Here is a 20,581-nt window from a genome sequence, read left to right on the forward strand (position 1 = left end):
GTATAATAAAAATAAAAAACACTCACTATATAGTGAGTGTTTTTATTATGATAACGAAAATATTATTAAATTTATTTTTTTACAGTATCCACAACCGCTTTAAAAGCTTCTGGATGGTTCATAGCTAAATCTGCAAGAACCTTTCTATTTAAATCTATATTATTTTCTTTTAGTAAACCTATAAATTTAGAATAAGAAAGACCGTATTGTCTGACACCTGCGTTAATTCTCTGTATCCATAAAGCTCTGAAATTTCTTTTCTTTTGCTTTCTACCTACATAGGCATATTGCAAACCTTTTTCAACAGCATTTTTCGCTACCGTCCAAACATTTTTTCTTCTCCCGTAATAGCCTTTAGCTAATTTTAGGACTCTTTTTCTGCGCGCTCTTGACGCTACTGAATTGACTGATCTTGGCATACTTTTTTGTTTTTTTGAAGTGGGTGGAAGTATTTTTTATCTTCTCTTCTTTTACCCAATCCAGGGTTAAACTTTTAAATGATTTTTAAAAAACCGGAATATCTTTCAAAAGATATTCTCTCTTACTTAATTAATAATTGTCTTTTAACGCTTTTTTCATCTGCGATATCTACTAAAGTAGAATACGTCAGATTACGTTTACGTTTTGTGCTTTTTTTAGTTAAAATGTGGCTTTTAAATGCATGTTTTCTTTTAATTTTACCAGATCCGGTAATTGAAAAACGCTTTTTAGCACCTGATTTTGTTTTTAATTTTGGCATTTTCTTATTTATTTACCTCGTTATCAATGCTACAAAATTAGATATTTTTCAAAAAATAAACAAATCATTTATCATATGCTAATTTTATTTCATCAATATCAATTTCTTTAACTAATGAGGTAAGGTTAATAGTGATACTATCATTTTTAAAATTACTAGTTAGAGTAATTTTTATATTATTAAGATCGGGCTTTTGATTATTGATTGAATAAATTCTCCACTTTTTATTTTTAGAATTTAAAGTTATTGTAGCAGTCTTGTTAAATAATATTTTAGTTTTAAACTTATTATCTTTTTTATCTAATGCTACTACATTATTCTTTGAATCTCCCAAAAGATACCCCGGTATTGTTATAAATTTATCATATTCACGTATCCCCAATTTATCCCCATATTTATTCATGAATAATGTGGGATTATAAGAATCATTGATGGTGAAAAGAACAGGCTTATATTTTCTTAAAAATTCATTATTTTTTTTAAGTTCTTCTCCTATTCTAAAGCTAGGAGTTGATTGTCCTACTGTAAATATTAGTATATCAGAATTACGTTTCAAAATATAATTTACATCCCCTAATTCATGACCAATATACCCTCCTTTAGCATAATCTTTGGGTGGGTGTCTAGCGATATAATAATCATTTAAACCTAACATATCCAAACAAGGCAAATTTGATGAATAGGGTATACATCCGGCGGCTGTAACTCCTAACAAAGGCTGTTGTTTATAAAAACCTCTTTTCAAAAATTCTCCTAATAGTAAACCATCCCATTCCCATTTTTCATGTTTAACAATTTTATTGCTAGAGTAATTAATTTGCAGATATAAATAGCAAGGGATACATATAAAAGTAAATATTGCTAAAAAATATTTTGTTTTAAAAAATTTAAATTTACATTTTATAAATCCTTCTATTAAAGCATAAGTTAAAATTACATAAACTAGAACAAAATGCCTGAATGCCGGGAATATATCACCTCCAACCAAGGTTACATATACTACCCAACTACCCATCACAGCTAAAAGATAGATGAATTTACTGTTCTTTTTAACAATTGAAAAATATATAATAAATAGTATACCTATTATTGAAATAGGCAAAGTATTTATAAAAGCTCTAGCTGAATATATTAATCCAATCCAAATTGTATATAAGGTAACTTTAGCTTTAACAAAAGCGGTATTTGGTAACCATTCTCCATAATAATTTAACCTAAATAGTAATTGAATAACGTAAAAAATTATAGGTAAGGAGAGGATTTTTATCAGAAAAGCAATTATAAATTTATACGGTCTTTTTTGATATAGTAAGAAAAAAAAGAAAAAAAAAGAAGTTATAACTGAAAATAAAACCCCATCGGGTCTTGATATAACTAAAACAGCTAAGGAAATAGAAAGTAACCAATTATATTTTCTAAAATTATATAAATCAATAATTTTAAAGACAGAATAAATCATTAAGCAAATAGACAAAGTGTATAGGGGCTGTTCTAAACCGGCTATTGTCCAAGTAGCGAATGCAGAGGTACAAATAAGAAATGATAAACCTACAAAAAGAGCATTAAAATCTTTATCTTTATAATATAAATAAATGATATAAAGTACACTAATACTACAGATAAGACCTGCTAACCTTAGGGATAAAATTAAGTTAAATCCTAATTTACCTAAAATAGATATTAATAGTATCCATGATAAATTAGAATATCCTTCAACAGGTCTTTCATTATCATTCCATGTTAATCCTTTACCTTGTAAAAAACGATCAGTGTATCGTAAGGAAATCAAACTATCATCTGACAGATACGGGTAATAATAGTAACAATGTAAAATGAATAGAGATATTAATAATAAAAATAAAAATCTTTTCACATAAACGATTTAATTTTTAAATTAAAAGTTATTCATTTCTTATCCTATTTTTTGGGAGACATCATCATAATCATTCTTTTCCCTTCGAGCTTTGGCATTTGCTCTACTTTACCCCATTCTTCTAATTCTTGCGCTAATCTTAATAATAAAATTTGTCCTTGGTCTTTAAAAACAATGGAACGCCCTTTAAAGAAAACGTAAGCTTTTAGTTTAGAACCTTCTTCCAAAAATTTTTGAGCATGTTTCTTTTTAAATTCGAAATCATGTTCGTCGGTTTGTGGTCCAAAACGAATTTCTTTAACCACTACTTTGGTTTGCTTAGATTTGAGTTCTTTTTGCTTCTTTTTCTGTTCGTACAGGAATTTTTTATAATCAACAACTCTACAAACAGGTGGATTTGCACTTTCTGTGATCATTACCAAATCCAACTCTAAATCTTCGGCAATAGCTAATGCTTCTTTTATAGGATAGATTCCTTGAGTAACATTATCTCCTACTAAACGAACTTCCGGAACATCAATTTTTCCGTTAATTTTGTGTTCTGGCTCTTGCTTCTTTGGGATATACTTCCCTCTTGAATTATTTCTGTTAAGTGCTATGGTATTTAAATTTTATTGATTATTTGTTGCTTTTTTCATCATCGTTACTACTTCTTCTAAAGAAAAAGTACCTAAATCTCCTTCTCCACGTTTACGAATCGACACAGTATCGGAGGAAGCTTCCTTCTCTCCTACTACAAACATGTAAGGAATTTTATTGATCTCTGCATCTCGTATCTTTTTACCTGTCTTTTCGTTACGATCGTCTATTCGTCCGCAAATATCCGAATTTTCCATTAAATCCAAAACTTTTTTTGCATAATCTACATACTTTTCACTAATAGGAAGTATAATAAACGGTTCAGGACTTAACCATAAAGGTAAATCTCCGGCAGTGTGCTCTAACAGAATGGCTACAAAGCGTTCCAAAGAACCGAAAGGCGCTCTATGTATCATTACAGGACGATGTTTTTCATTATCTGCTCCTATGTAATAAAGATCAAACCTTTCAGGCAAATTATAGTCTACTTGAATAGTACCTAATTGCCAATTTCTACCTAAGGCATCTTTAACCATAAAATCGAGCTTTGGTCCGTAAAAAGCTGCTTCGCCATATTCAACAACTGTCTGCAATCCTTTCTTTTCAGCTGCTTGTTTAATCGCATTTTCAGCTTTCTCCCAATTTTCATCACTTCCAATGTATTTTCCTTTATTTTCTTTATCTCGTAATGAAACTTGGGCTGTAAATTCGTTAAATCCTAATGATTTAAATGTATATAATACGAGATCTATTACATTTTCAAATTCCCCGATCAATTGATCCGGAGTACAAAAGATATGGGCGTCATCCTGAGTGAATCCTCTAACACGGGTAAGTCCATGCAACTCTCCACTTTGCTCATATCTATAAACGGTTCCAAATTCTGCGAATCGTTTCGGTAAATCTTTATACGACCAAGGGGAAGATCGATAAATTTCACAGTGGTGTGGACAATTCATCGGTTTTAATAAAAATTCTTCACCCGCATTAGGTGTTTTTATAGGTTGGAAGCTATCTGCTCCGTATTTTTCGTAATGTCCGCTGGTAACATACAAATCTTTATGCCCGATATGAGGGGTTGCTACAATTTCATATCCTGCTTTTCGCTGTGCCGCTCCTAAAAAGTCAATAAGTTTTTGTCTTAGTTTTGCACCTTTTGGTAACCATAAAGGTAATCCTGCTCCTACTTTTTCGGAAAAAGTAAATAATTGAAGCTCTTTTCCTAATTTTCTATGATCACGCTTTTTTGCTTCTTCTATTCTTTCTAAGTATTCAGTTAATTCTTTTTGTTTTGGAAAAGAAATTCCATAGACACGAACCAACTGTTTATTTTTTTCGTCGCCTCTCCAATAAGCTCCTGCTGCATTTAATACTTTTACGGCTTTAATTATTCCGGTAGAAGGAATATGTCCACCTCTACACAAATCGGTAAAATTATCGTGTGTTACAAATGTGATCGATCCATCTTCTAAATTTTCAATTAATTCAGTTTTAAACGGATTATCTTTATAGGCTTCTAATGCATCATTTTTAGAAACAGAACGGATTGCGAACGTTGAGTCTTTTTTGGCATTTTCCAACATTTTCTTTTCAATTTTTTCAAAATCTTTTTCTGAAAAAACTTCATCTCCAAAATCAACATCGTAATAAAATCCGTTTTCAATGGCCGGACCAATAGTTAATTTGGCATTTGGATAATACTCCATTATCGCCTGTGCCAATAAGTGGGCAGAAGAATGCCAAAACGCTTTCTTACCTAAATCATCATTCCATGTTAATAATTGTACCGTTGCATCCTCCGTAATAGGATCGGTAATTTCAACTTGTTTACCATTTACTATTGCAGAAATTGTATTTCTAGCCAAACCTTCAGATATGGATTTGGCAATGTCCAACGGTGTTACGGAATTTTCAAATTCTTTCACACTTCCATCAGGAAGAGTAATTTTTATCATTCTTCTAAAATTTTTAGGATACAAATTTACGAAAGTTTTATAAATGAAATTATTGCGTTTTTTAAATATATCGAAAATAATTTTTTATTTATTCTTGGATTGTAATTATCTCTTTACGAAATTGTTATCTTTATACTATAACCTTTTTTTGTTTTTTATGAACACAAAAAATATTTATTGATTTTATTCAACTGTTTTTAAAAATTTTTGCTTGAAGGAGTTTAATTAAATCTTGTGGATTTAATTGAATTTGTAATCCTCTTTGTCCTGCACTAATGTAAATGGAATCGAAATTCAAGCAGGATTCTTCTATATAGGTTGGAAATAATTTTTTCATGCCTATGGGTGAGCATGCTCCTCTGATATAGCCCGTTAATCCTATTAGATTTTTCATCGGAATTAAGTCGCATTTTTTATTGCCGGATAGTAATGCTATCTGCTTTAAATTAATTTCTTCATTTCCGGGAATTACACAAACAAAATAACCATTTTTATCCCCTTCTAATACCAAGGTTTTAAAAACCTGATTTATATTTTCCCCTAAAGTCTCTGCTACATGTATGGCGCTTAAATCATTTTCATCTACTTCATAGGGAATAAGATCATATGTAATTTTATGTAAATCTAGTAGTCTGGCCGCATTCGTTTTATGTATTTTCTGCTTACTCATGCAAATATTTCAGACTTTAATTCTTGACTTAATTTTTTATACAATTTATCTTTCAAATTCTAATGCCATTCCTCTTACTTCTTTTACTTCTCCTTCACTGTAAGCCAATTTTCCGTTCAAAAAAGTTTTTTCAACGGATGAACTAAAAGTTATATTTTCTAACGGTGACCATCGACATTTGTAAAGAATGTTCTCATGTGATACTGTATATGGCTTATCAGGATTAATCAAAACTAAATCTGCATAATATCCTTTACGTATATAGCCTCTTTTTTTAATCTGATACAGTTGAGCCGGGGCATGACACATTTTAGTAATAACTTTTTCTTTGGTAATTTTCCCTTGTTTAACCAATTCTAACATCATCACTAAAGAATGTTGTACTAAAGGACCTCCTGAGGCAGCTTGCAAGCATCCGCCTTCTTTTTCACTCAATAAGTGAGGAGCGTGATCAGTTGCGATAACGTCTAACCGATCTTCTACAACTGCTTTAAGTATAGAATCTCGGTCTTTTTTTGTTTTTACTGCAGGATTCCATTTTATTTTGGATCCTAATTTTTCATAATCCTCATCAGTAAACCACAAATGGTGTACACAAGCTTCTCCGGTAACTTTCTTTTCTTCTAATGGTTTATTTTCAAATAAACTCAATTCTTTTTCTGTGGATATATGTAAAACATGAAGACGTGTTCCATATTTATGGGCTAATTCAATTGCGTCAAATGAGGATTGATAGCAAGCTTCTACGCTTCTAATTAAAGGATGACAAGGAATCGGTATATATTCGCCATAAATAGCTTTATATTTTTCGATATTTTTCCTTATAATTTCTTCTTTTTCGCAATGAACCGCAATCAGCATATCAACCTCAGAAAAAATAGTCTCCAGGGCTTTTTTATTGTCAACCAGCATATTCCCTGTGGATGAACCCATAAATATTTTTATTCCGCAAACCTTCTTGGGATTAACTTTCATTAATTCTTCTCTATTATCATTGGTCGCTCCAAGGTAAAAAGAATAGTTCGCATACGATTTTTGTGAAGCAAGGGCAAACTTATTTTCCAAAGCTTCAATTGTTGTGGTCTGTGGATTGGTATTAGGCATTTCCATATAAGAAGTTACTCCACCGGCTAGAGCAGCACGGCTTTCACTATGAATATCTCCTTTATTGGTTAATCCCGGTTCTCTGAAATGTACTTGGTCATCAATAACTCCGGGAATCAGCCATAAACCTTCTGCATTTATTTTCGTTGATTGAGCACTAATTTCAGCAGGAACCTCGCCTCTGTATATTTCGGAAATGATATCTTTTTCCAGTAAAACCGATCCTATAAACGATTGTCCTTCATTTATAATTGTAGCGTTTTCAATAAGTATCATTTGTTTATTTATTTGAAGTTAATGTCCTGCTGTTTTGGAAAATAGGTTTATAATAAGTACGCCTATGATGATAAATACGATTCCAATAATAGCCGGAATATCTAATTTTTGTTTGTATAAAAAATAGCCTGAAAGACTTATTAATACAATTCCTATTCCTGACCAAATAGCATAGGCTATCCCGATTGGTATGACTCTAATGGCTTTAGTCAGGCTATATAAAGCTGCAAAAAAGAGAGCAAAAAAAAGGACTGTTGGTTTCCATTTGGTAAATTCTTTAGTCATCGGAAGTAAAGAAGTCCCCGCCGTCTCTAAGCATATAGCTATAAATAAATAGATATAGGATTTCATATTAAAATAGTTCAGATTGATTACCCGGCATTTTTATTTTGCCTAAATGTTTATAGGCTTTTTCAGTTGCTTCTCTACCTCTGGGTGTACGCATAAGATAGCCTTCTTGAATTAAAAAAGGTTCATATACTTCTTCTAAAGTTCCCGGATTTTCTCCTACTGCTGTTGCTATAGTTGTTAATCCTACCGGTCCTCCTTTAAATTTATCAATAATGGTACTTAAAATCTTGTTATCCATTTCATCTAGACCGTGTTTGTCTACTTTTAACGCTTCTAAACCAATTTCAGAAATGGTAAGATCTATCTTTCCATTACCTTTAATTTGCGCAAAATCTCTGATTCTTCGTAGCAACGCATTGGCAATACGCGGAGTTCCTCTGCTACGGGAAGCTATTTCTATAGCAGCCTGCGTATCTATCGGCATATTCATTATGCGCGAACTTCTTTCCACAATACTGCTTAATAATTCTGTGTGATAGTATTCAAATCTAAAGTTAATTCCAAAACGCGCCCTAAGCGGAGCTGTTAACAATCCTGAGCGGGTTGTAGCTCCAATTAACGTAAAAGGATTTAAATTGATTTGAACTGATCGAGCATTTGGCCCGCTTTCAATCATTATGTCTATTTTATAATCTTCCATGGCTGAATACAAGTATTCTTCAACTATGGGAGAAAGTCTATGGATTTCATCAATAAACAGTACATCATTTTCTTCCAATCCGGTCAATAAACCTGCCAGATCACCGGGCTTATCTAATACAGGCCCTGAAGTGATTTTTATTCCAACATTTAATTCATTTGCAATGATATTAGCTAAAGTAGTTTTACCTAGCCCCGGAGGACCGTGTAGTAATACATGATCCAAAGATTCGCGTCTTAATTTGGCAGCCTTTACAAAAATCTCCAGATTATCCATAATATGAGATTGACCTACAAATTCGTAAAAACTTTTAGGACGTACCTGCTCTTCTTGAGCGATATCTTCTTTTGAATATTTATTCTTATCCGGATCTAATAAATCTGACATTTTGTAAATTTAAAACTTCTGGAGAAATATAAAAAGTATACAACTTTAAAATTATTATTTACAATTTTTGAATTGTTTTCTTCCTTTTCTTAAAGATGGTAGTTTCTTAATCTCTAATTTTAGATTAGAAATTGGAAATAAAAAAACATTTTAAGCTTTTATCAGCTAAATAATTTTGTAAATAATAAAAAGAAGATAAATTTCAACAACAATTGATATGAATAATAAATGATTTATTTCTTGGAATAGTCTTTTTCCAAATTTTCACATTTACCACTCATTTACCTAGTAAAATTATCAATTGAAATGAGTTGATACCATATCAGTATCTGCCTAATTTCAAAATGTTTAAATTTTTTAATCTAACCCGAAAATTACAACTATTAGAAAAATTGTTACTTATTGATCAAGTAACTTATTTAACTAAAAGAGATACTATGTGTTGAGCCGTTTCTGAAGATAATGATAATAGGGGTTGAGGATAAATTCCACAAACTATAATTAAAGCCGCTAATACGATCAATCCTAATTTAGTTTGTAAATTAATATCTTTCTGACCTTCTAAAAATTCTTGATTTCCTTTACCAAACATTGACATTCCGTACATTTTGGTAATATAAACGGCACATAAGATTAAGGTTAATCCGGCTATAATTGCTCCCCAAATGCTTAATGTAAAAATACTTTTCAATAAAAGGAATTCACCTATAAATGCATTGGTTAACGGAACAGCCATAGTTCCAACAGAGATTATCATAAATAAAACAGCTAAAAATGGAGCTTTAGATGCTAATCCTCCCATTTTACTTAAATCTCTTGTACCGAATTTTTTAATTAATACATCCGCTACATAAAATAAACCAACTACATTAACTCCGTGTGCCAACATTTGAATTGAGGCTCCTTCAATACCGGTACTATCAATACCGCAATGCATGGATACGATTGCACTTGCAAATATACCGGCAGCAATAAGTCCCACGTGTGCCATTGAAGAGAAAGCAATAAGTCTCTTAATATCTTTTTGAACGATAGCGATTAAAGATGCATATACAATTCCAATAATTGATAAAATTAAGGCTATGGAACCGGAAGTTCCCCCTACAGCTTCAGGTGAAAGAGGTAATAAATATCTGATGATTCCAAATACTCCCATTTTAAGCATGATACCGGATAATAACATGGAGCCTTGTGTAGGAGCCATTGTGTAGGTATCTGCTTGCCAAGTGTGGAAAGGAAATATGGGTAATTTGATTGCAAATGCTAAGAAAAACATCCAAAAAATGAATGTTTGTGCTTGTGCAGGAATTTTAACTGCATATAAGGCATTTAAGTCAAATGATCCCGCTTGCAAGTAAACATATATTAGTGCAACAAGCATAAATAAAGATCCAAAAAAAGTATAAATAAAAAATTTATAGTTTATTTTCAATCTGTTTTCACCTGTTCCAAAAATTCCGCATATAAACCAAATAGGAATTAATGTTACTTCCCAAAATATATAAAACATTAAACCATCTAAGGAGGAGAAAATACCCACTAATCCAAATTGCATTAATAAAATTAATGCATAAAAGCCGGAAGGGCGTTCATCGTTCCATGATGAATAGAGTATAATTGGCGTTAATACATTGGTTAATAGAAGCATTAGAACAGTTAATCCGTCAACTCCGAAATGTAACGTAGATTTAATCGGTGAAAAATACAACTCTTTTCCAAATTCAAACTGAATTCCTGAATCTGCTTTGAAATTACACCATATAATAGCGGTTAATACCAATTCGGATATTGCAATTATAAATGCTATATATTTTGAAATATTCCCTTTTAAGGCAAATAATAAGCCTGATCCAATGATTGGTAAAAGTAGTACTGCTAAAGTTAACATTATATCTTTTTACTTTTTGTATTTTAATTAATGACTTAAAAATTCTGCAACTAATAATAATATGAATATTCCCAAGGACATTGCAAATACATAAAATTCTACATTTCCGTTTTGTATTAGTCTAAGGACACTTCCGCATCCCTTAACTGTTTTTGCTGTTCCTTCTACTATTCCGTTTACTATATATTTATCAACTATATTTTTCAGAAATTTTCCTAAGTTTAAAACCGGATTTACAATGACTTCATTATAAAATTCATTGATATAAGCAGCATGTGCTGAAAATTTTTCCCATCCGGTCATGTTTTCTACAATAGTTGCCTGTACTTTTCGTGTAACATATTTGTTGTAGGTAACAAGGGCTACCAAAGCTATCACAGCTAAAGTTATTCCTAGTAACATCATTTCAGTACCTAAAGAAGGTTCTTGATGTATAGGTAAACCTACATAAATAGGATGCAACCAATGCGACAATTTTTGAGAAATTCCTTCTCCTAAATAATAAGGTAAGTTTATTCCTCCGCCAACAACGGTTAATAAAGCTAAAACCAATAAAGGAATGGTCATTATAGCCGGACTTTCATGCAAATGTTTCTTTTGCTCCTCAGTACCTTTGAAATCTCCAAAGAATGTAAGGAATAGTAAGCGAAACATATATATACAGGTTAAAGCAGCTGAGAACAAGGTAAGTCCCCAAATAATTTTGTTTTTAGTCCAAAGTGCTACTAAAATTTCGTCTTTAGAGAACATCCCTGCTAAAGGTGGTATTCCGCAAATAGCTAACGTTCCAATTAGGAATGTCCAATAAGTTACCGGGATTTTTTTTCTTAATCCTCCCATGTATCTCATATCTTGTTCTCCACTCATCGCATGAATAACACTACCCGCTCCTAAAAATAATAATGCTTTAAAGAATGCGTGAGTGATTACATGGAATAAAGCAGTAGTGTAAGCTTCTGCTCCTAAAGCTGTAAACATTAGTCCCAGTTGTGAAACTGTTGAATAAGCCAACACTTTCTTTATATCGTTCTGTCTTAATCCGATGAAAGCTGCGAGTATAGAAGTTGCTAAACCAATATACATTATAAAGTCTAGAGTAATCGGCACTAAACTATAAATGGCATTGGATCTGATAATCATATAAATACCTGCTGTTACCATGGTAGCGGCGTGAATTAATGCAGAAACCGGTGTAGGCCCTGCCATCGCATCAGGTAACCATGTATAAAGTGGTATTTGAGCAGATTTACCCATAGCTCCTATGAATAGAAATACAGTAGCTGTAATTAATATAGGGTCATTTAATTTAAATAAATGGGCTTTGGCTGCTATGTCGGAGTATTCTACACTTCCAAAGTAATAAAATAACATGAATATTCCTATTAAGAGCCCTAAGTCTCCTATTCTATTCATTACAAATGCTTTTCTGGCAGCATATCCATATTCTTTATTGGTATACCAAAAGCCAATAAGTAAATAGGAACAAAATCCTACTCCTTCCCATCCTATAAATAGTATTAAGAAATTACTTCCCATTACTAGCAAGAGCATGGAAAATATAAAGAGATTTAAATAAGAAAAGAATTTATAAAAGCCTTTATCTTCATGCATATATCCAATGGAATACAGATGAATTAAAGATCCGATTCCTGTAACAATCATCATCATCACTAAGGATAATTGATCTATTTGAAAGGAAAAGTTAACTTTTAAAGTGTCAACTGCAAACCAATTAAACAGGGATGCTTTAACGGGTTCTGTAAACGTGCAAAATAAATATACGGATAGAAAAAAAGGTATCCAAACAGCAAGATTAGCAATTGTTCCTACTGCCGTTTTAGGCATTTTTCTTCCAAAAATTCCACAAATAATAAATCCTATAAGTGGTAAAATTGGTATTAAATATATTATATTCTCCATTTCTTATCCTTTTAATCTATTAAATAAGCTAACATCTACAGATCGTGTATTTCTATACATCATGGTTATGATGGCTAATCCTACTGCAACTTCGGCTGCTGCAACAACCATAATAAAAAATACTAATATTTGACCGTCTGCATCTCCTTTGTAGGCAGAAAATGCTGCCAACAATAGATTCACTGAATTCAACATCAGCTCCACACATCCTAAAATTATGATTGCATTTCTTCTTACTAATACTCCTGTTACTCCTATACAAAATAGTAATGCGGATAAGTATATAAAATAATCTACCGGTATACTTTGTAATAAACTGTTAACCATTTCTTTTTTGTTTCAAGAAAATAAATATTTTTTTATAAATCTCTTTTTCCTATCATAACTGCACCCACTAATGCACCTAAAAATAGAATCCCAGCTAATTCGAAGGGTAATACGTATTGACTAAATAATAAGTGTCCTAAATTTTTAGTTAATCCAATTTGACTGTCGGGATTAGTAGGAAAATCTATTTGTTGATATCCTCTTAATGCTCCAATAAATCCAATGAATACTAATCCTCCGCATATGGTTGCCAAAATTCGAAAAGCACTTCCTTTTAATGGCTCATCTTTTTCTTTCAAATTCAACATCATGAGCACATAGAGGAATAATACCATAATGGCTCCGGAGTAAACTATAATTTGAACTACACTTAAAAATTGAGCATTTAACATTATATATAAACCTGATATGGAAAAAAAGGTTATGATCAATGAAATGATGCTGTACATAGGGTTTTTACTGAATACAACAAATAATGCGCTCACAATTGCACTAGCAGATATTAAATAAAACAAAATTGCTTCCATATTCTTTATTTTTCTACCGTATATTTTTTTATTTGCCTTTGTGAAACGTCTATTCTATTGTCCATGCTTTCTACAAGCTTATCTTTCTTGTATATAAATTCTTTGCGTAAATGTTCCGGCATTACTAAACGGTCAGTAAGAAATATGGCTTCTTTAGGACATGCTTCTTCACACATTCCGCAAAATATGCATCGTAACATGTTTATTTCATAGTTTTCTGCATATTTTTCCTCTCTATATAAGTGCTCCTCTCCTCGCTTTCTTTCAGCGGCAACCATTGTAATGGCTTCAGCCGGACAGGCTAATGCACATAATCCACAAGCTGTACAACGCTCTCTTCCTTCATCGTCTCTTTTGAGTACATGTCTGCCTCTGTATACAGGACTAAACTCTCTTTTCTTTTCTGGATATGAAGTGGTAACCGGTTTTTTGAAAAAATGACTAAAAGTGATTTTCATACCTCCTAATACTGCAGGAAGATATATTTTTTCTTTTAAGGTCATTTCTTTATTTGAAATTATCTTAGATTTATTGGTAAGCCTCTGCATAAATTTAATTTCTTTCTTTACTTTTTTCTTTATTTTAGCCAAATACTACAATAGTAGCAGTTATTAATAAATTGAGAATGGACAAAGGTATCATGACTCTCCAACCTAAACGCATTAATTGGTCGTATCTGAATCTAGGTAATGTCCACCTTACCCACATAAAACAGAATATACAAAAGACTATTTTTATTAAAAATGCTACTATACTTATAATTCCTATTGCATTTTCTCCGAGTGTTCCATTTTTGGCCAATTCATTCATAAACGGAAAGCTGTAACCTCCAAAAAATAGAGTGCTTATTAAAGCTGAACTAATAAACATGTTTATATATTCTGCAAAAAGGAATGTACCGAATTTCATGGATCCGTATTCTGTATGATAACCTCCGATCAACTCGGATTCACACTCTGCCAAATCAAAAGGGGCTCTGTTTAGTTCTGCAAACGAACAGGTAACGAACAATACGAATGCTAAGGGTTGATAAAATACATTCCAAGCCATACCATTTAAAAATGATAATCCGTATAAGTTGGAAGCTTGTTGCTCTACCATGGCTCTTAAATCCAATGTTCCTGTCATCATAATGATGGATAGAAGGGATAATCCCATAGCCAACTCGTAAGAGATCATTTGTGAAGAAGCTCTTATAGCCCCTAACAATGAATACTTATTATTGGAAGCCCAACCTCCCAGCATGATTCCGTATACTCCGATGGATACGATACCCATTATATACAGAACTCCTACATCAATGTTTGCTACTTGAACTAAATGAGATTCTCCTGCTATAAATAAAGATTTTCCCCAAGGAATCACTGCTCCTGTGCTTAATGCTATTAGCATTAAAATTCCCGGTGATATGATAAACAACCATTTTTCTGCATTTTTTGGAACAAAATCTTCTTTGAAAAAAAGTTTTCCTCCGTCGCATAAAGGTTGCATTAAACCAAATATTCCTGCTCTATTGGGTCCTATTCTATCTTGTAAAAAGGCTGCTACTTTTCGCTCCATTAAGGTTTCATAAGCTGCAGCTCCTAAACACAACGCAAATAAAATAACTACCAATACTACTGTAAACCACATATTATATATATATTATTCTAATGTTTTAGCTTTAAATTTTTCGAATTTATAATGCGGATCATTTTTAGGTAATGGTAATTCGTAATGATTTACCGAAATTACAGAATGATCGCTGATATGGGCAGGACCTTCTATATTCCAATAATTCAGGTCTTTTCTTTCAAATCGACAATCATTGCATATAAATTCTTCTACTTCATTGTATGCATCTTTTCGCGCTGTTACCCGTATAATGGTATCTCCTTTCATCCATAATACTGCTTTACCGCTACATTTTTCACAAGTACAAGTTGCATTTACCGGTTCAGTAAACCAAACTCTACTTTTAAATCGAGCGGTTCTATCTGTTAAAGCTCCCACCGGACAAACATCGATCATGTTTCCTGAAAAATCATTTTCAATAGCTTTGCTTATGTAGGTACTTATTTCCGCATGATCTCCTCTGAATAATATCCCTTGATTTCTTTGGTCGGTAAGTTGATTGGCAACTAATACACATCTTGCACAAAGAATACATCGGTTCATGTTTAATTTTATGTACGGTCCTAAATCATCGGATTGAAAAGTTCTTCTTGGGAATTCAGAACGGGTTTTGTCCAACCCATGCTCATAAGCCAAATCCTGAAGTTTACATTCTCCTGCCTGGTCGCATATAGGACAATCTAAAGGATGGTTAATTAATAAAAATTCTGTAACTCCTTGTACGGCTTGTATTACTCTTTCAGAAGTAATAACTTTAACTTCCATACCATCCATTACATTGGTACGACAAGCCGGTACTAACTTAGGCATAGGACGTGGATCTTTTTCTGATCCTTTAGTCACTTCCACCAAACAAGTGCGGCAACGTCCCCCACTTCCTTCCAATTTACTATAATAGCACATAGTAGGCGGAACAGAGGCTCCTCCTATTTGTCGTGCTGCTTCTACAATTGGAATCCCTGGATTTACTTCTACAGTAATTCCATCTATTGTTACTTTTATTTTATTTGGTTCTTCGTTCATTAGATTTTAATATATCTTGGTGCATTAAAAATGCCAACTGAATCCGAATGTGTAATTCCATTGGAGATACAAAATATTTTGAGAAGCTTTATCTGAACTGCTGGATGTTGTTCTAATATCCGGCATGGATATAACTCCTTCTTTTAATTCCGTTCTAAGGAAAAAAAGATCCCAGAACAGCAATTCTGCTCCTACTTTCGCATCTAACCCCCATCCTGCTAAATGAAATTTATCATGTCTTTCATTATTCATTATAGTTGCATTGGTTTTTGGGATTAGCAATCCTAAACCTCCTCCTGCTATACTATTAAATTTAAAAAAGCCGGAACTTATGAAATTATGATAATATTCTATTTCTGCATTCAAGTAATTTAGACCGTCAGTATGTTCTAAATGTAAAAAATCATCAGTTAAATAAATGTATTCTCCGTCAACGATTGCATCCTCATATCCGGGAGTGTTAATTGTTCCTGTTGATTTAACCCATTGCCCCGGTCTAACTACATATTTCATATGATCCATACCTAAAGAAACCGCCCAGTTATCCTTGAAGAAATAACCGATTCTATAATTTACTTGAGGTATTGTTACTCTGGTTGGGTCTAAAAAATCGTGAAAGTTCCAGCCAATCGGCTTATCGTCGCCTTTTACTCCATGTAGGGTAAAATTATAATCATTACCTGTGAAATGGACGGATGACCTTCCATAATAGGCTCGGTTCCAACCCCAGTAGGCATATACTTCACCTTTTCTGTGGGCTTTTCTTTTGTTTTTTTCTTGTTCTTGGGCATCTACTGCACCAATTGTAAATATTGCTAATAAAAACAATAAATTACTTTTGTTAAATAGTTGCATATTCAGCTATACCATAATTTTTTGTTAAACATTCTGGATTATTTATATGCCATTGGAACTCATCTCTAAAATGTCTAATAGCTGCTGCAACCGGCCAGGACGCTGCATCTCCTAAAGGACATATCGTATTACCGTCTATCTTACTTTGTATATTCCATAGCAAATCGATATCGTCGTATGTTCCCCGTCCTTCTTCTATTTTTTTTAGTATTCTGTACATCCACCCGGTCCCTTCGCGACAAGGTGTACATTGTCCACAACTTTCATGATTATAAAAACGCGCCAGAGTCATCGTATGTCTTACTATACACTGGTCTTCATCTAAAACTATAAATCCACCTGAACCTAAGGCTGTTCCTGTAATAAACCCTCCATCTGCCATACTTTCGTAATTCATCAAACGGGTTTCGCCGTTAGCTGTCTTTAGTAATAATTTAGCGGGTAAAATAGGAACTGATGATCCACCCGGAATACAGGCTTTCAATTTTTTACCTTTAGGTATTCCTCCGCAATATTCTTCGCTGAAAATAAATTCTTCTATACTTAAATTGAAGTCAACTTCGTATACTCCCGGTTTATTCAGGTTTCCACAAGCGGAAATTAATTTAGTTCCCGTAGATCTTCCTACTCCCATTTTAGCATATTCTGCTCCGGTTATGGAAATAATAGCCGGTACAGTTGCAATGGTTTCTACGTTATTAACTACGGTAGGGCACTGATATAACCCCTTAACGGCCGGAAAAGGCGGTTTCAATCTAGGATTACCTCGTTTTCCTTCTAAAGATTCCAACAATGCGGTTTCTTCTCCGCATACATAAGCTCCTGCACCGCGTTGAACATAAATTTCCAGATCATATCCTGTATTCTTTATATTCTTACCTAAAAAACCATTGGCTTTTGCTTCTTGTATTGCGTGTTCTAATATCTCGGGAATCCAAGAATATTCTCCTCGTATATATATATAGGAAACGTTGGCTCCTAAACAAAAAGATGAAATAAGTATACCTTCTATTAATTGATGAGGTATATATTCCATTAAATATCGGTCTTTAAAAGTTCCCGGCTCTGATTCATCTGCATTAACCACTAAATAGCGCGGCACTCCTTCCGGCTTAGCCAAAAAGCTCCATTTCAACCCCGTAGGAAACCCGGCACCTCCACGACCTCTAAGTCCACTGGTCTTAACTTCTTCTAAAATTTCATCAGGAGTCATTTTAAGTGCTTTTTCCGCTGCAGTGTAGCCTCCATGCTTTCTAAAAACTTCAAAAGTTTTTATTCCTTCTACATCAATATTTTTAAGCAATAATTTTTTACTCATTATATTATAATATATGCTTCTAACTTATTATTTAATCAATTGCAATATTTCCCGCCCTGCAAAGGTCAATGATTTCATCTACTTTTTCTTTTGTCAGATGTTCATGATAAAATTTACCAATTTGCATCATAGGGGCATACCCGCAAGCGCCTAAGCATTCTGCCGGTTTTAGAGTAAACATACCATCTGCGGTTGTTTCTCCTTCTTTTATCTGCAATTTTTCTTTAATATGTTCTATGATTTGATCGCTTCCATTTAACATGCATGGACCGGTTCTACATACTTCTAACACATATTTTCCGACAGGCTGCATATTAAACATTGTATAAAAAGTAGCTACTTCATATACTTCTATTGGTGAAATATTTAATAAAGAAGCCACATAATCCATAACAGGGACATCTAGCCATCCTCCAAATTCTTTTTGAGCCAAATGCAACACAGGAATTAAAGCAGATTTTTGCTTACCTTCCGGATATCTTGCAATTATTTCATGTACTTTATTTAAGGATTCGCTGCTAAAAACTATCTCTTTATCAGGGCTTACACCGTTTTTAGTCATTTTTATTTTAATGTTAGGTTGCAAATATACAATAATGAATTTTACTTGAAAAGTTTAAGTAACTGTTTTTAATCTATATTTAACAATCTGGAATCATTATAAATAACACAAAATAACTGTTTTATAGAGATTAAACTGTTTATAAGAACCTTTGCACACCTTATTTAGGGATAAATTTACTTTTTATACACTCCTTTTTTCCTATAAGATTTGTTTTACAACGCATTATCTTACTCAATTGAAATTTATTCACACACATTATTAGTATGTTTAAATGAATAGTCCTTAATAAAATAGTATGATTTTTAAATTATATTGAATCAATGTATTAATTAAAATCTCAAAAAATAATTAAAATATTATTTTCCGTTTTATAAAATAAATGTATATTTGCAGTCCAAAACCAGTAAGCGGATGTGGTGGAACTGGTAGACACGCTAGACTTAGGATCTAGTGCCGTGAGGCGTGGGGGTTCGATTCCCTTCATCCGTACAAAAATAAAAAGCAATTAACTGAACAAAGGTTAGTTGCTTTTTTATTTTATAGAATTTGCAAAACTATTACACGATTATATTAACACTAAGAATGATTTCTAATACCATCTTTGTAAACATATTCAATATATTTTAACGTCTCTTTATAAGAATATTCGCTTATGGATGTAAAAAGATCATATTTGAAAAATTGCTTGTTTAGAGGCTGTTTATTTATTTCCTAAATAATTGTAAATTGTTCGTTCATGTTCAATTAAACATGATTTTTAAATAGCTTCAACCTATTTTAGTATGTTTCGATTCTTATCATTTGAAAATATACCTAAACTAACTCCGGCAGATATTTTAATAGGAGTACAACTTGTAATCATTCTTGATAGATATTTTAATAATGTATAAATACTGTTTTGAGAAAATTTATTTATAAACTGTTCCTCAACAATGATCTTATAAAGCTCTAGGGATGCTAAAAAGATAGCTTCCATAATTTTTTTTATTCAACAATTTACAGGATTTTCACTTATTTTTTTAAAAAAAATTTAAAAGGGATGTTCTTATTAAAAATTTATGAAATAAAATTTAATGGTTCATTTGTTTTTTTACTTAAATTATAATCAATTAAAAATACTGTTAATACTGAAAAAAACATTAATAATCCAACAGGGCCAAATAAATCATTATAATCAATCTGTATAAAAGCTAACGTTTGTTCAATAGCATTAATTCCTCCGTGTAAAGCGCCAATGACAAATAGGCTTTGTGTTCTTTTTAAGGCAAAAGAAAAGTAGAATGACATAGCAATACATAATATAACCATCATAAGAATCCCCCAATAAGGGTGGTTAGGATAATTATGTCCAGATATTATTATGGGTGCGTGCCATGCCCCCCAAATGACCCCGATTATTATATTTTTTTTAAAAAAAGAAAAATTTAAATTTTTCTCTAAAAAACCTCTCCAACCAATTTCTTCCCCCAAAGCAATGAAACCATTTATAGATATTGAGGACATTAAACTTGCGATGAACATTATTGGAACCAATAGGAATAATAAAGAGTCGATTTTTAATATAGATGGTATTTTTTGTAAAATTTCTGGATTTAGTTGTCGATAACTTGTAATTAGTTTTCCAAAGGGTTCAATTTCTAATACATTCCCAAATAAATACCCATAAAACATCACTAAAACTGGAAGTAACAAATTGGTTATCAGCAGATATTTAAAAGTTTGTTTCCAGTTAATATTTTTAAAATTTAATTGAAATTTTTCTGATGTTACCAAAAATTTCCTATTTTCTACTTTAAATGCTACTAAAGCAGGAATAATCATTAATACTAATGTGAATAGTAACTGAATGGGATTAACAGTATTTTGTGACTTCGGAATATTCCAGATAATTACCCCTATTATACCTGATATAAGATAACATATACTTATAAATGCAAGAACTTTCTTCATTTATAACAGGTTTTAATTTT

The 20,581-nt window shown here is 32.2% G+C and carries 21 protein-coding genes and 1 tRNA gene; 1 reads left to right on the forward strand and 21 read right to left on the reverse strand.

Annotated elements, in window-relative coordinates; translation table 11 throughout:
• Positions 1–71: 71 nt before the first annotated feature.
• From rplT to nuoE, 19 genes are all read right to left on the reverse strand, one after another.
• Positions 72–419 carry a 50S ribosomal protein L20 gene (rplT, locus tag GFV00_RS05130; RefSeq protein WP_160556961.1) on the reverse strand — a complete coding sequence of 116 codons (348 nt, stop codon included), beginning with the start codon at positions 417–419 and terminating at the stop codon, positions 72–74.
• 122 nt (positions 420–541) lie between these two features.
• Positions 542–739, reverse strand: coding sequence for a 50S ribosomal protein L35 (gene rpmI / locus GFV00_RS05135; RefSeq protein ID WP_105296740.1), 198 nt, complete (start codon positions 737–739; stop codon positions 542–544).
• A gap of 64 nt (positions 740–803) precedes the next feature.
• Positions 804–2,612, reverse strand: coding sequence for a hypothetical protein (locus tag GFV00_RS05140; RefSeq protein WP_160556960.1), 1,809 nt, complete (start codon positions 2,610–2,612; stop codon positions 804–806).
• 44 nt (positions 2,613–2,656) lie between these two features.
• Complete coding sequence (gene infC / locus GFV00_RS05145) at positions 2,657–3,175, reverse strand: translation initiation factor IF-3 (RefSeq protein ID WP_255410571.1); 519 nt, start codon at positions 3,173–3,175, stop codon at positions 2,657–2,659.
• Positions 3,176–3,223: 48 nt separating this feature from the next.
• A complete protein-coding gene (gene thrS, locus GFV00_RS05150) occupies positions 3,224–5,146 on the reverse strand; it encodes a threonine--tRNA ligase (protein WP_160556959.1) in 1,923 nt (640 codons plus the stop codon).
• 187 nt (positions 5,147–5,333) lie between these two features.
• Positions 5,334–5,816: a Cys-tRNA(Pro) deacylase gene (gene ybaK / locus GFV00_RS05155; protein WP_160556958.1), complete on the reverse strand. Its 483-nt coding sequence runs from the start codon at positions 5,814–5,816 to the stop codon at positions 5,334–5,336.
• Between the two features lie 45 nt (positions 5,817–5,861).
• Positions 5,862–7,196 carry a dihydroorotase gene (locus GFV00_RS05160; RefSeq protein WP_160556957.1) on the reverse strand — a complete coding sequence of 445 codons (1,335 nt, stop codon included), beginning with the start codon at positions 7,194–7,196 and terminating at the stop codon, positions 5,862–5,864.
• An 18-nt stretch (positions 7,197–7,214) separates the two neighbouring features.
• Positions 7,215–7,547, reverse strand: coding sequence for a multidrug efflux SMR transporter (locus GFV00_RS05165; protein ID WP_105296745.1), 333 nt, complete (start codon positions 7,545–7,547; stop codon positions 7,215–7,217).
• 1 nt (position 7,548) lies between these two features.
• Positions 7,549–8,574: a Holliday junction branch migration DNA helicase RuvB gene (gene ruvB, locus GFV00_RS05170; RefSeq protein ID WP_105296746.1), complete on the reverse strand. Its 1,026-nt coding sequence runs from the start codon at positions 8,572–8,574 to the stop codon at positions 7,549–7,551.
• A gap of 415 nt (positions 8,575–8,989) precedes the next feature.
• On the reverse strand, positions 8,990–10,462 hold the full coding sequence (locus GFV00_RS05175) for a NuoM family protein (RefSeq protein WP_160556956.1): 1,473 nt from the start codon (positions 10,460–10,462) through the stop codon (positions 8,990–8,992).
• A 27-nt stretch (positions 10,463–10,489) separates the two neighbouring features.
• Positions 10,490–12,382, reverse strand: coding sequence for an NADH-quinone oxidoreductase subunit L (nuoL, locus tag GFV00_RS05180; protein ID WP_160556955.1), 1,893 nt, complete (start codon positions 12,380–12,382; stop codon positions 10,490–10,492).
• Positions 12,383–12,385: 3 nt separating this feature from the next.
• The gene (gene nuoK, locus GFV00_RS05185) at positions 12,386–12,709 is read right to left on the reverse strand and encodes an NADH-quinone oxidoreductase subunit NuoK (RefSeq protein WP_105296749.1); all 324 of its coding nucleotides are present in this window, start codon (positions 12,707–12,709) and stop codon (positions 12,386–12,388) included.
• Between the two features lie 32 nt (positions 12,710–12,741).
• Complete coding sequence (locus tag GFV00_RS05190) at positions 12,742–13,236, reverse strand: NADH-quinone oxidoreductase subunit J (protein ID WP_105296750.1); 495 nt, start codon at positions 13,234–13,236, stop codon at positions 12,742–12,744.
• Between the two features lie 5 nt (positions 13,237–13,241).
• Entirely contained in the window at positions 13,242–13,739 is a 498-nt protein-coding gene (locus GFV00_RS05195; protein WP_105296887.1) for an NADH-quinone oxidoreductase subunit I, read from the reverse strand.
• Positions 13,740–13,818: 79 nt separating this feature from the next.
• Complete coding sequence (gene nuoH, locus GFV00_RS05200; protein ID WP_160541730.1) at positions 13,819–14,868, reverse strand: NADH-quinone oxidoreductase subunit NuoH; 1,050 nt, start codon at positions 14,866–14,868, stop codon at positions 13,819–13,821.
• A gap of 12 nt (positions 14,869–14,880) precedes the next feature.
• On the reverse strand, positions 14,881–15,873 hold the full coding sequence (locus GFV00_RS05205; protein ID WP_160556954.1) for a 2Fe-2S iron-sulfur cluster-binding protein: 993 nt from the start codon (positions 15,871–15,873) through the stop codon (positions 14,881–14,883).
• A 24-nt stretch (positions 15,874–15,897) separates the two neighbouring features.
• Positions 15,898–16,701, reverse strand: a complete 804-nt coding sequence (locus GFV00_RS05210; RefSeq protein ID WP_160550006.1) for a hypothetical protein — start codon at positions 16,699–16,701, stop codon at positions 15,898–15,900.
• 13 nt (positions 16,702–16,714) lie between these two features.
• A complete protein-coding gene (nuoF, locus tag GFV00_RS05215) occupies positions 16,715–18,046 on the reverse strand; it encodes an NADH-quinone oxidoreductase subunit NuoF (RefSeq protein WP_160556953.1) in 1,332 nt (443 codons plus the stop codon).
• A 31-nt stretch (positions 18,047–18,077) separates the two neighbouring features.
• Positions 18,078–18,608, reverse strand: coding sequence for an NADH-quinone oxidoreductase subunit NuoE (nuoE, locus tag GFV00_RS05220; RefSeq protein WP_105296755.1), 531 nt, complete (start codon positions 18,606–18,608; stop codon positions 18,078–18,080).
• 410 nt (positions 18,609–19,018) lie between these two features.
• Here nuoE and GFV00_RS05225 point away from each other — a divergent pair.
• Positions 19,019–19,100 (forward strand) — tRNA-Leu (locus GFV00_RS05225).
• 283 nt (positions 19,101–19,383) lie between these two features.
• Here GFV00_RS05225 and GFV00_RS05230 read toward each other — a convergent pair.
• Positions 19,384–19,587 (reverse strand): hypothetical protein, encoded by a 204-nt coding sequence (locus GFV00_RS05230; protein WP_160556952.1) that lies wholly within the window; start codon positions 19,585–19,587, stop codon positions 19,384–19,386.
• Between the two features lie 80 nt (positions 19,588–19,667).
• A complete protein-coding gene (locus GFV00_RS05235) occupies positions 19,668–20,561 on the reverse strand; it encodes a CPBP family intramembrane glutamic endopeptidase (protein WP_160556951.1) in 894 nt (297 codons plus the stop codon).
• Between the last annotated feature and the right edge of the window lie 20 nt (positions 20,562–20,581).

The organism is Apibacter sp. B3935 (genome assembly GCF_009827705.1).
Classification (GTDB): domain Bacteria; phylum Bacteroidota; class Bacteroidia; order Flavobacteriales; family Weeksellaceae; genus Apibacter.

What these genes read in the sequence shown, in the direction of transcription:
- rplT (WP_160556961.1), bottom strand. Translation starts at nt 419, where the DNA reads ATGCCAAGATCAGTCAATTCAGTAGCGTCAAGAGCGCGCAGAAAAAGA.
- rpmI (WP_105296740.1), bottom strand. Translation starts at nt 739, where the DNA reads ATGCCAAAATTAAAAACAAAATCAGGTGCTAAAAAGCGTTTTTCAATT.
- thrS (WP_160556959.1), bottom strand. Translation starts at nt 5,146, where the DNA reads ATGATAAAAATTACTCTTCCTGATGGAAGTGTGAAAGAATTTGAAAAT.
- ybaK (WP_160556958.1), bottom strand. Translation starts at nt 5,816, where the DNA reads ATGAGTAAGCAGAAAATACATAAAACGAATGCGGCCAGACTACTAGAT.
- GFV00_RS05160 (WP_160556957.1), bottom strand. Translation starts at nt 7,196, where the DNA reads ATGATACTTATTGAAAACGCTACAATTATAAATGAAGGACAATCGTTT.
- GFV00_RS05165 (WP_105296745.1), bottom strand. Translation starts at nt 7,547, where the DNA reads ATGAAATCCTATATCTATTTATTTATAGCTATATGCTTAGAGACGGCG.
- ruvB (WP_105296746.1), bottom strand. Translation starts at nt 8,574, where the DNA reads ATGTCAGATTTATTAGATCCGGATAAGAATAAATATTCAAAAGAAGAT.
- GFV00_RS05175 (WP_160556956.1), bottom strand. Translation starts at nt 10,462, where the DNA reads ATGTTAACTTTAGCAGTACTACTTTTACCAATCATTGGATCAGGCTTA.
- nuoL (WP_160556955.1), bottom strand. Translation starts at nt 12,382, where the DNA reads ATGGAGAATATAATATATTTAATACCAATTTTACCACTTATAGGATTT.
- nuoK (WP_105296749.1), bottom strand. Translation starts at nt 12,709, where the DNA reads ATGGTTAACAGTTTATTACAAAGTATACCGGTAGATTATTTTATATAC.
- GFV00_RS05190 (WP_105296750.1), bottom strand. Translation starts at nt 13,236, where the DNA reads ATGGAAGCAATTTTGTTTTATTTAATATCTGCTAGTGCAATTGTGAGC.
- GFV00_RS05195 (WP_105296887.1), bottom strand. Translation starts at nt 13,739, where the DNA reads ATGACCTTAAAAGAAAAAATATATCTTCCTGCAGTATTAGGAGGTATG.
- nuoH (WP_160541730.1), bottom strand. Translation starts at nt 14,868, where the DNA reads ATGTGGTTTACAGTAGTATTGGTAGTTATTTTATTTGCGTTGTGTTTA.
- GFV00_RS05205 (WP_160556954.1), bottom strand. Translation starts at nt 15,873, where the DNA reads ATGAACGAAGAACCAAATAAAATAAAAGTAACAATAGATGGAATTACT.
- nuoF (WP_160556953.1), bottom strand. Translation starts at nt 18,046, where the DNA reads ATGAGTAAAAAATTATTGCTTAAAAATATTGATGTAGAAGGAATAAAA.
- nuoE (WP_105296755.1), bottom strand. Translation starts at nt 18,608, where the DNA reads ATGACTAAAAACGGTGTAAGCCCTGATAAAGAGATAGTTTTTAGCAGC.
- GFV00_RS05230 (WP_160556952.1), bottom strand. Translation starts at nt 19,587, where the DNA reads ATGGAAGCTATCTTTTTAGCATCCCTAGAGCTTTATAAGATCATTGTT.
- GFV00_RS05235 (WP_160556951.1), bottom strand. Translation starts at nt 20,561, where the DNA reads ATGAAGAAAGTTCTTGCATTTATAAGTATATGTTATCTTATATCAGGT.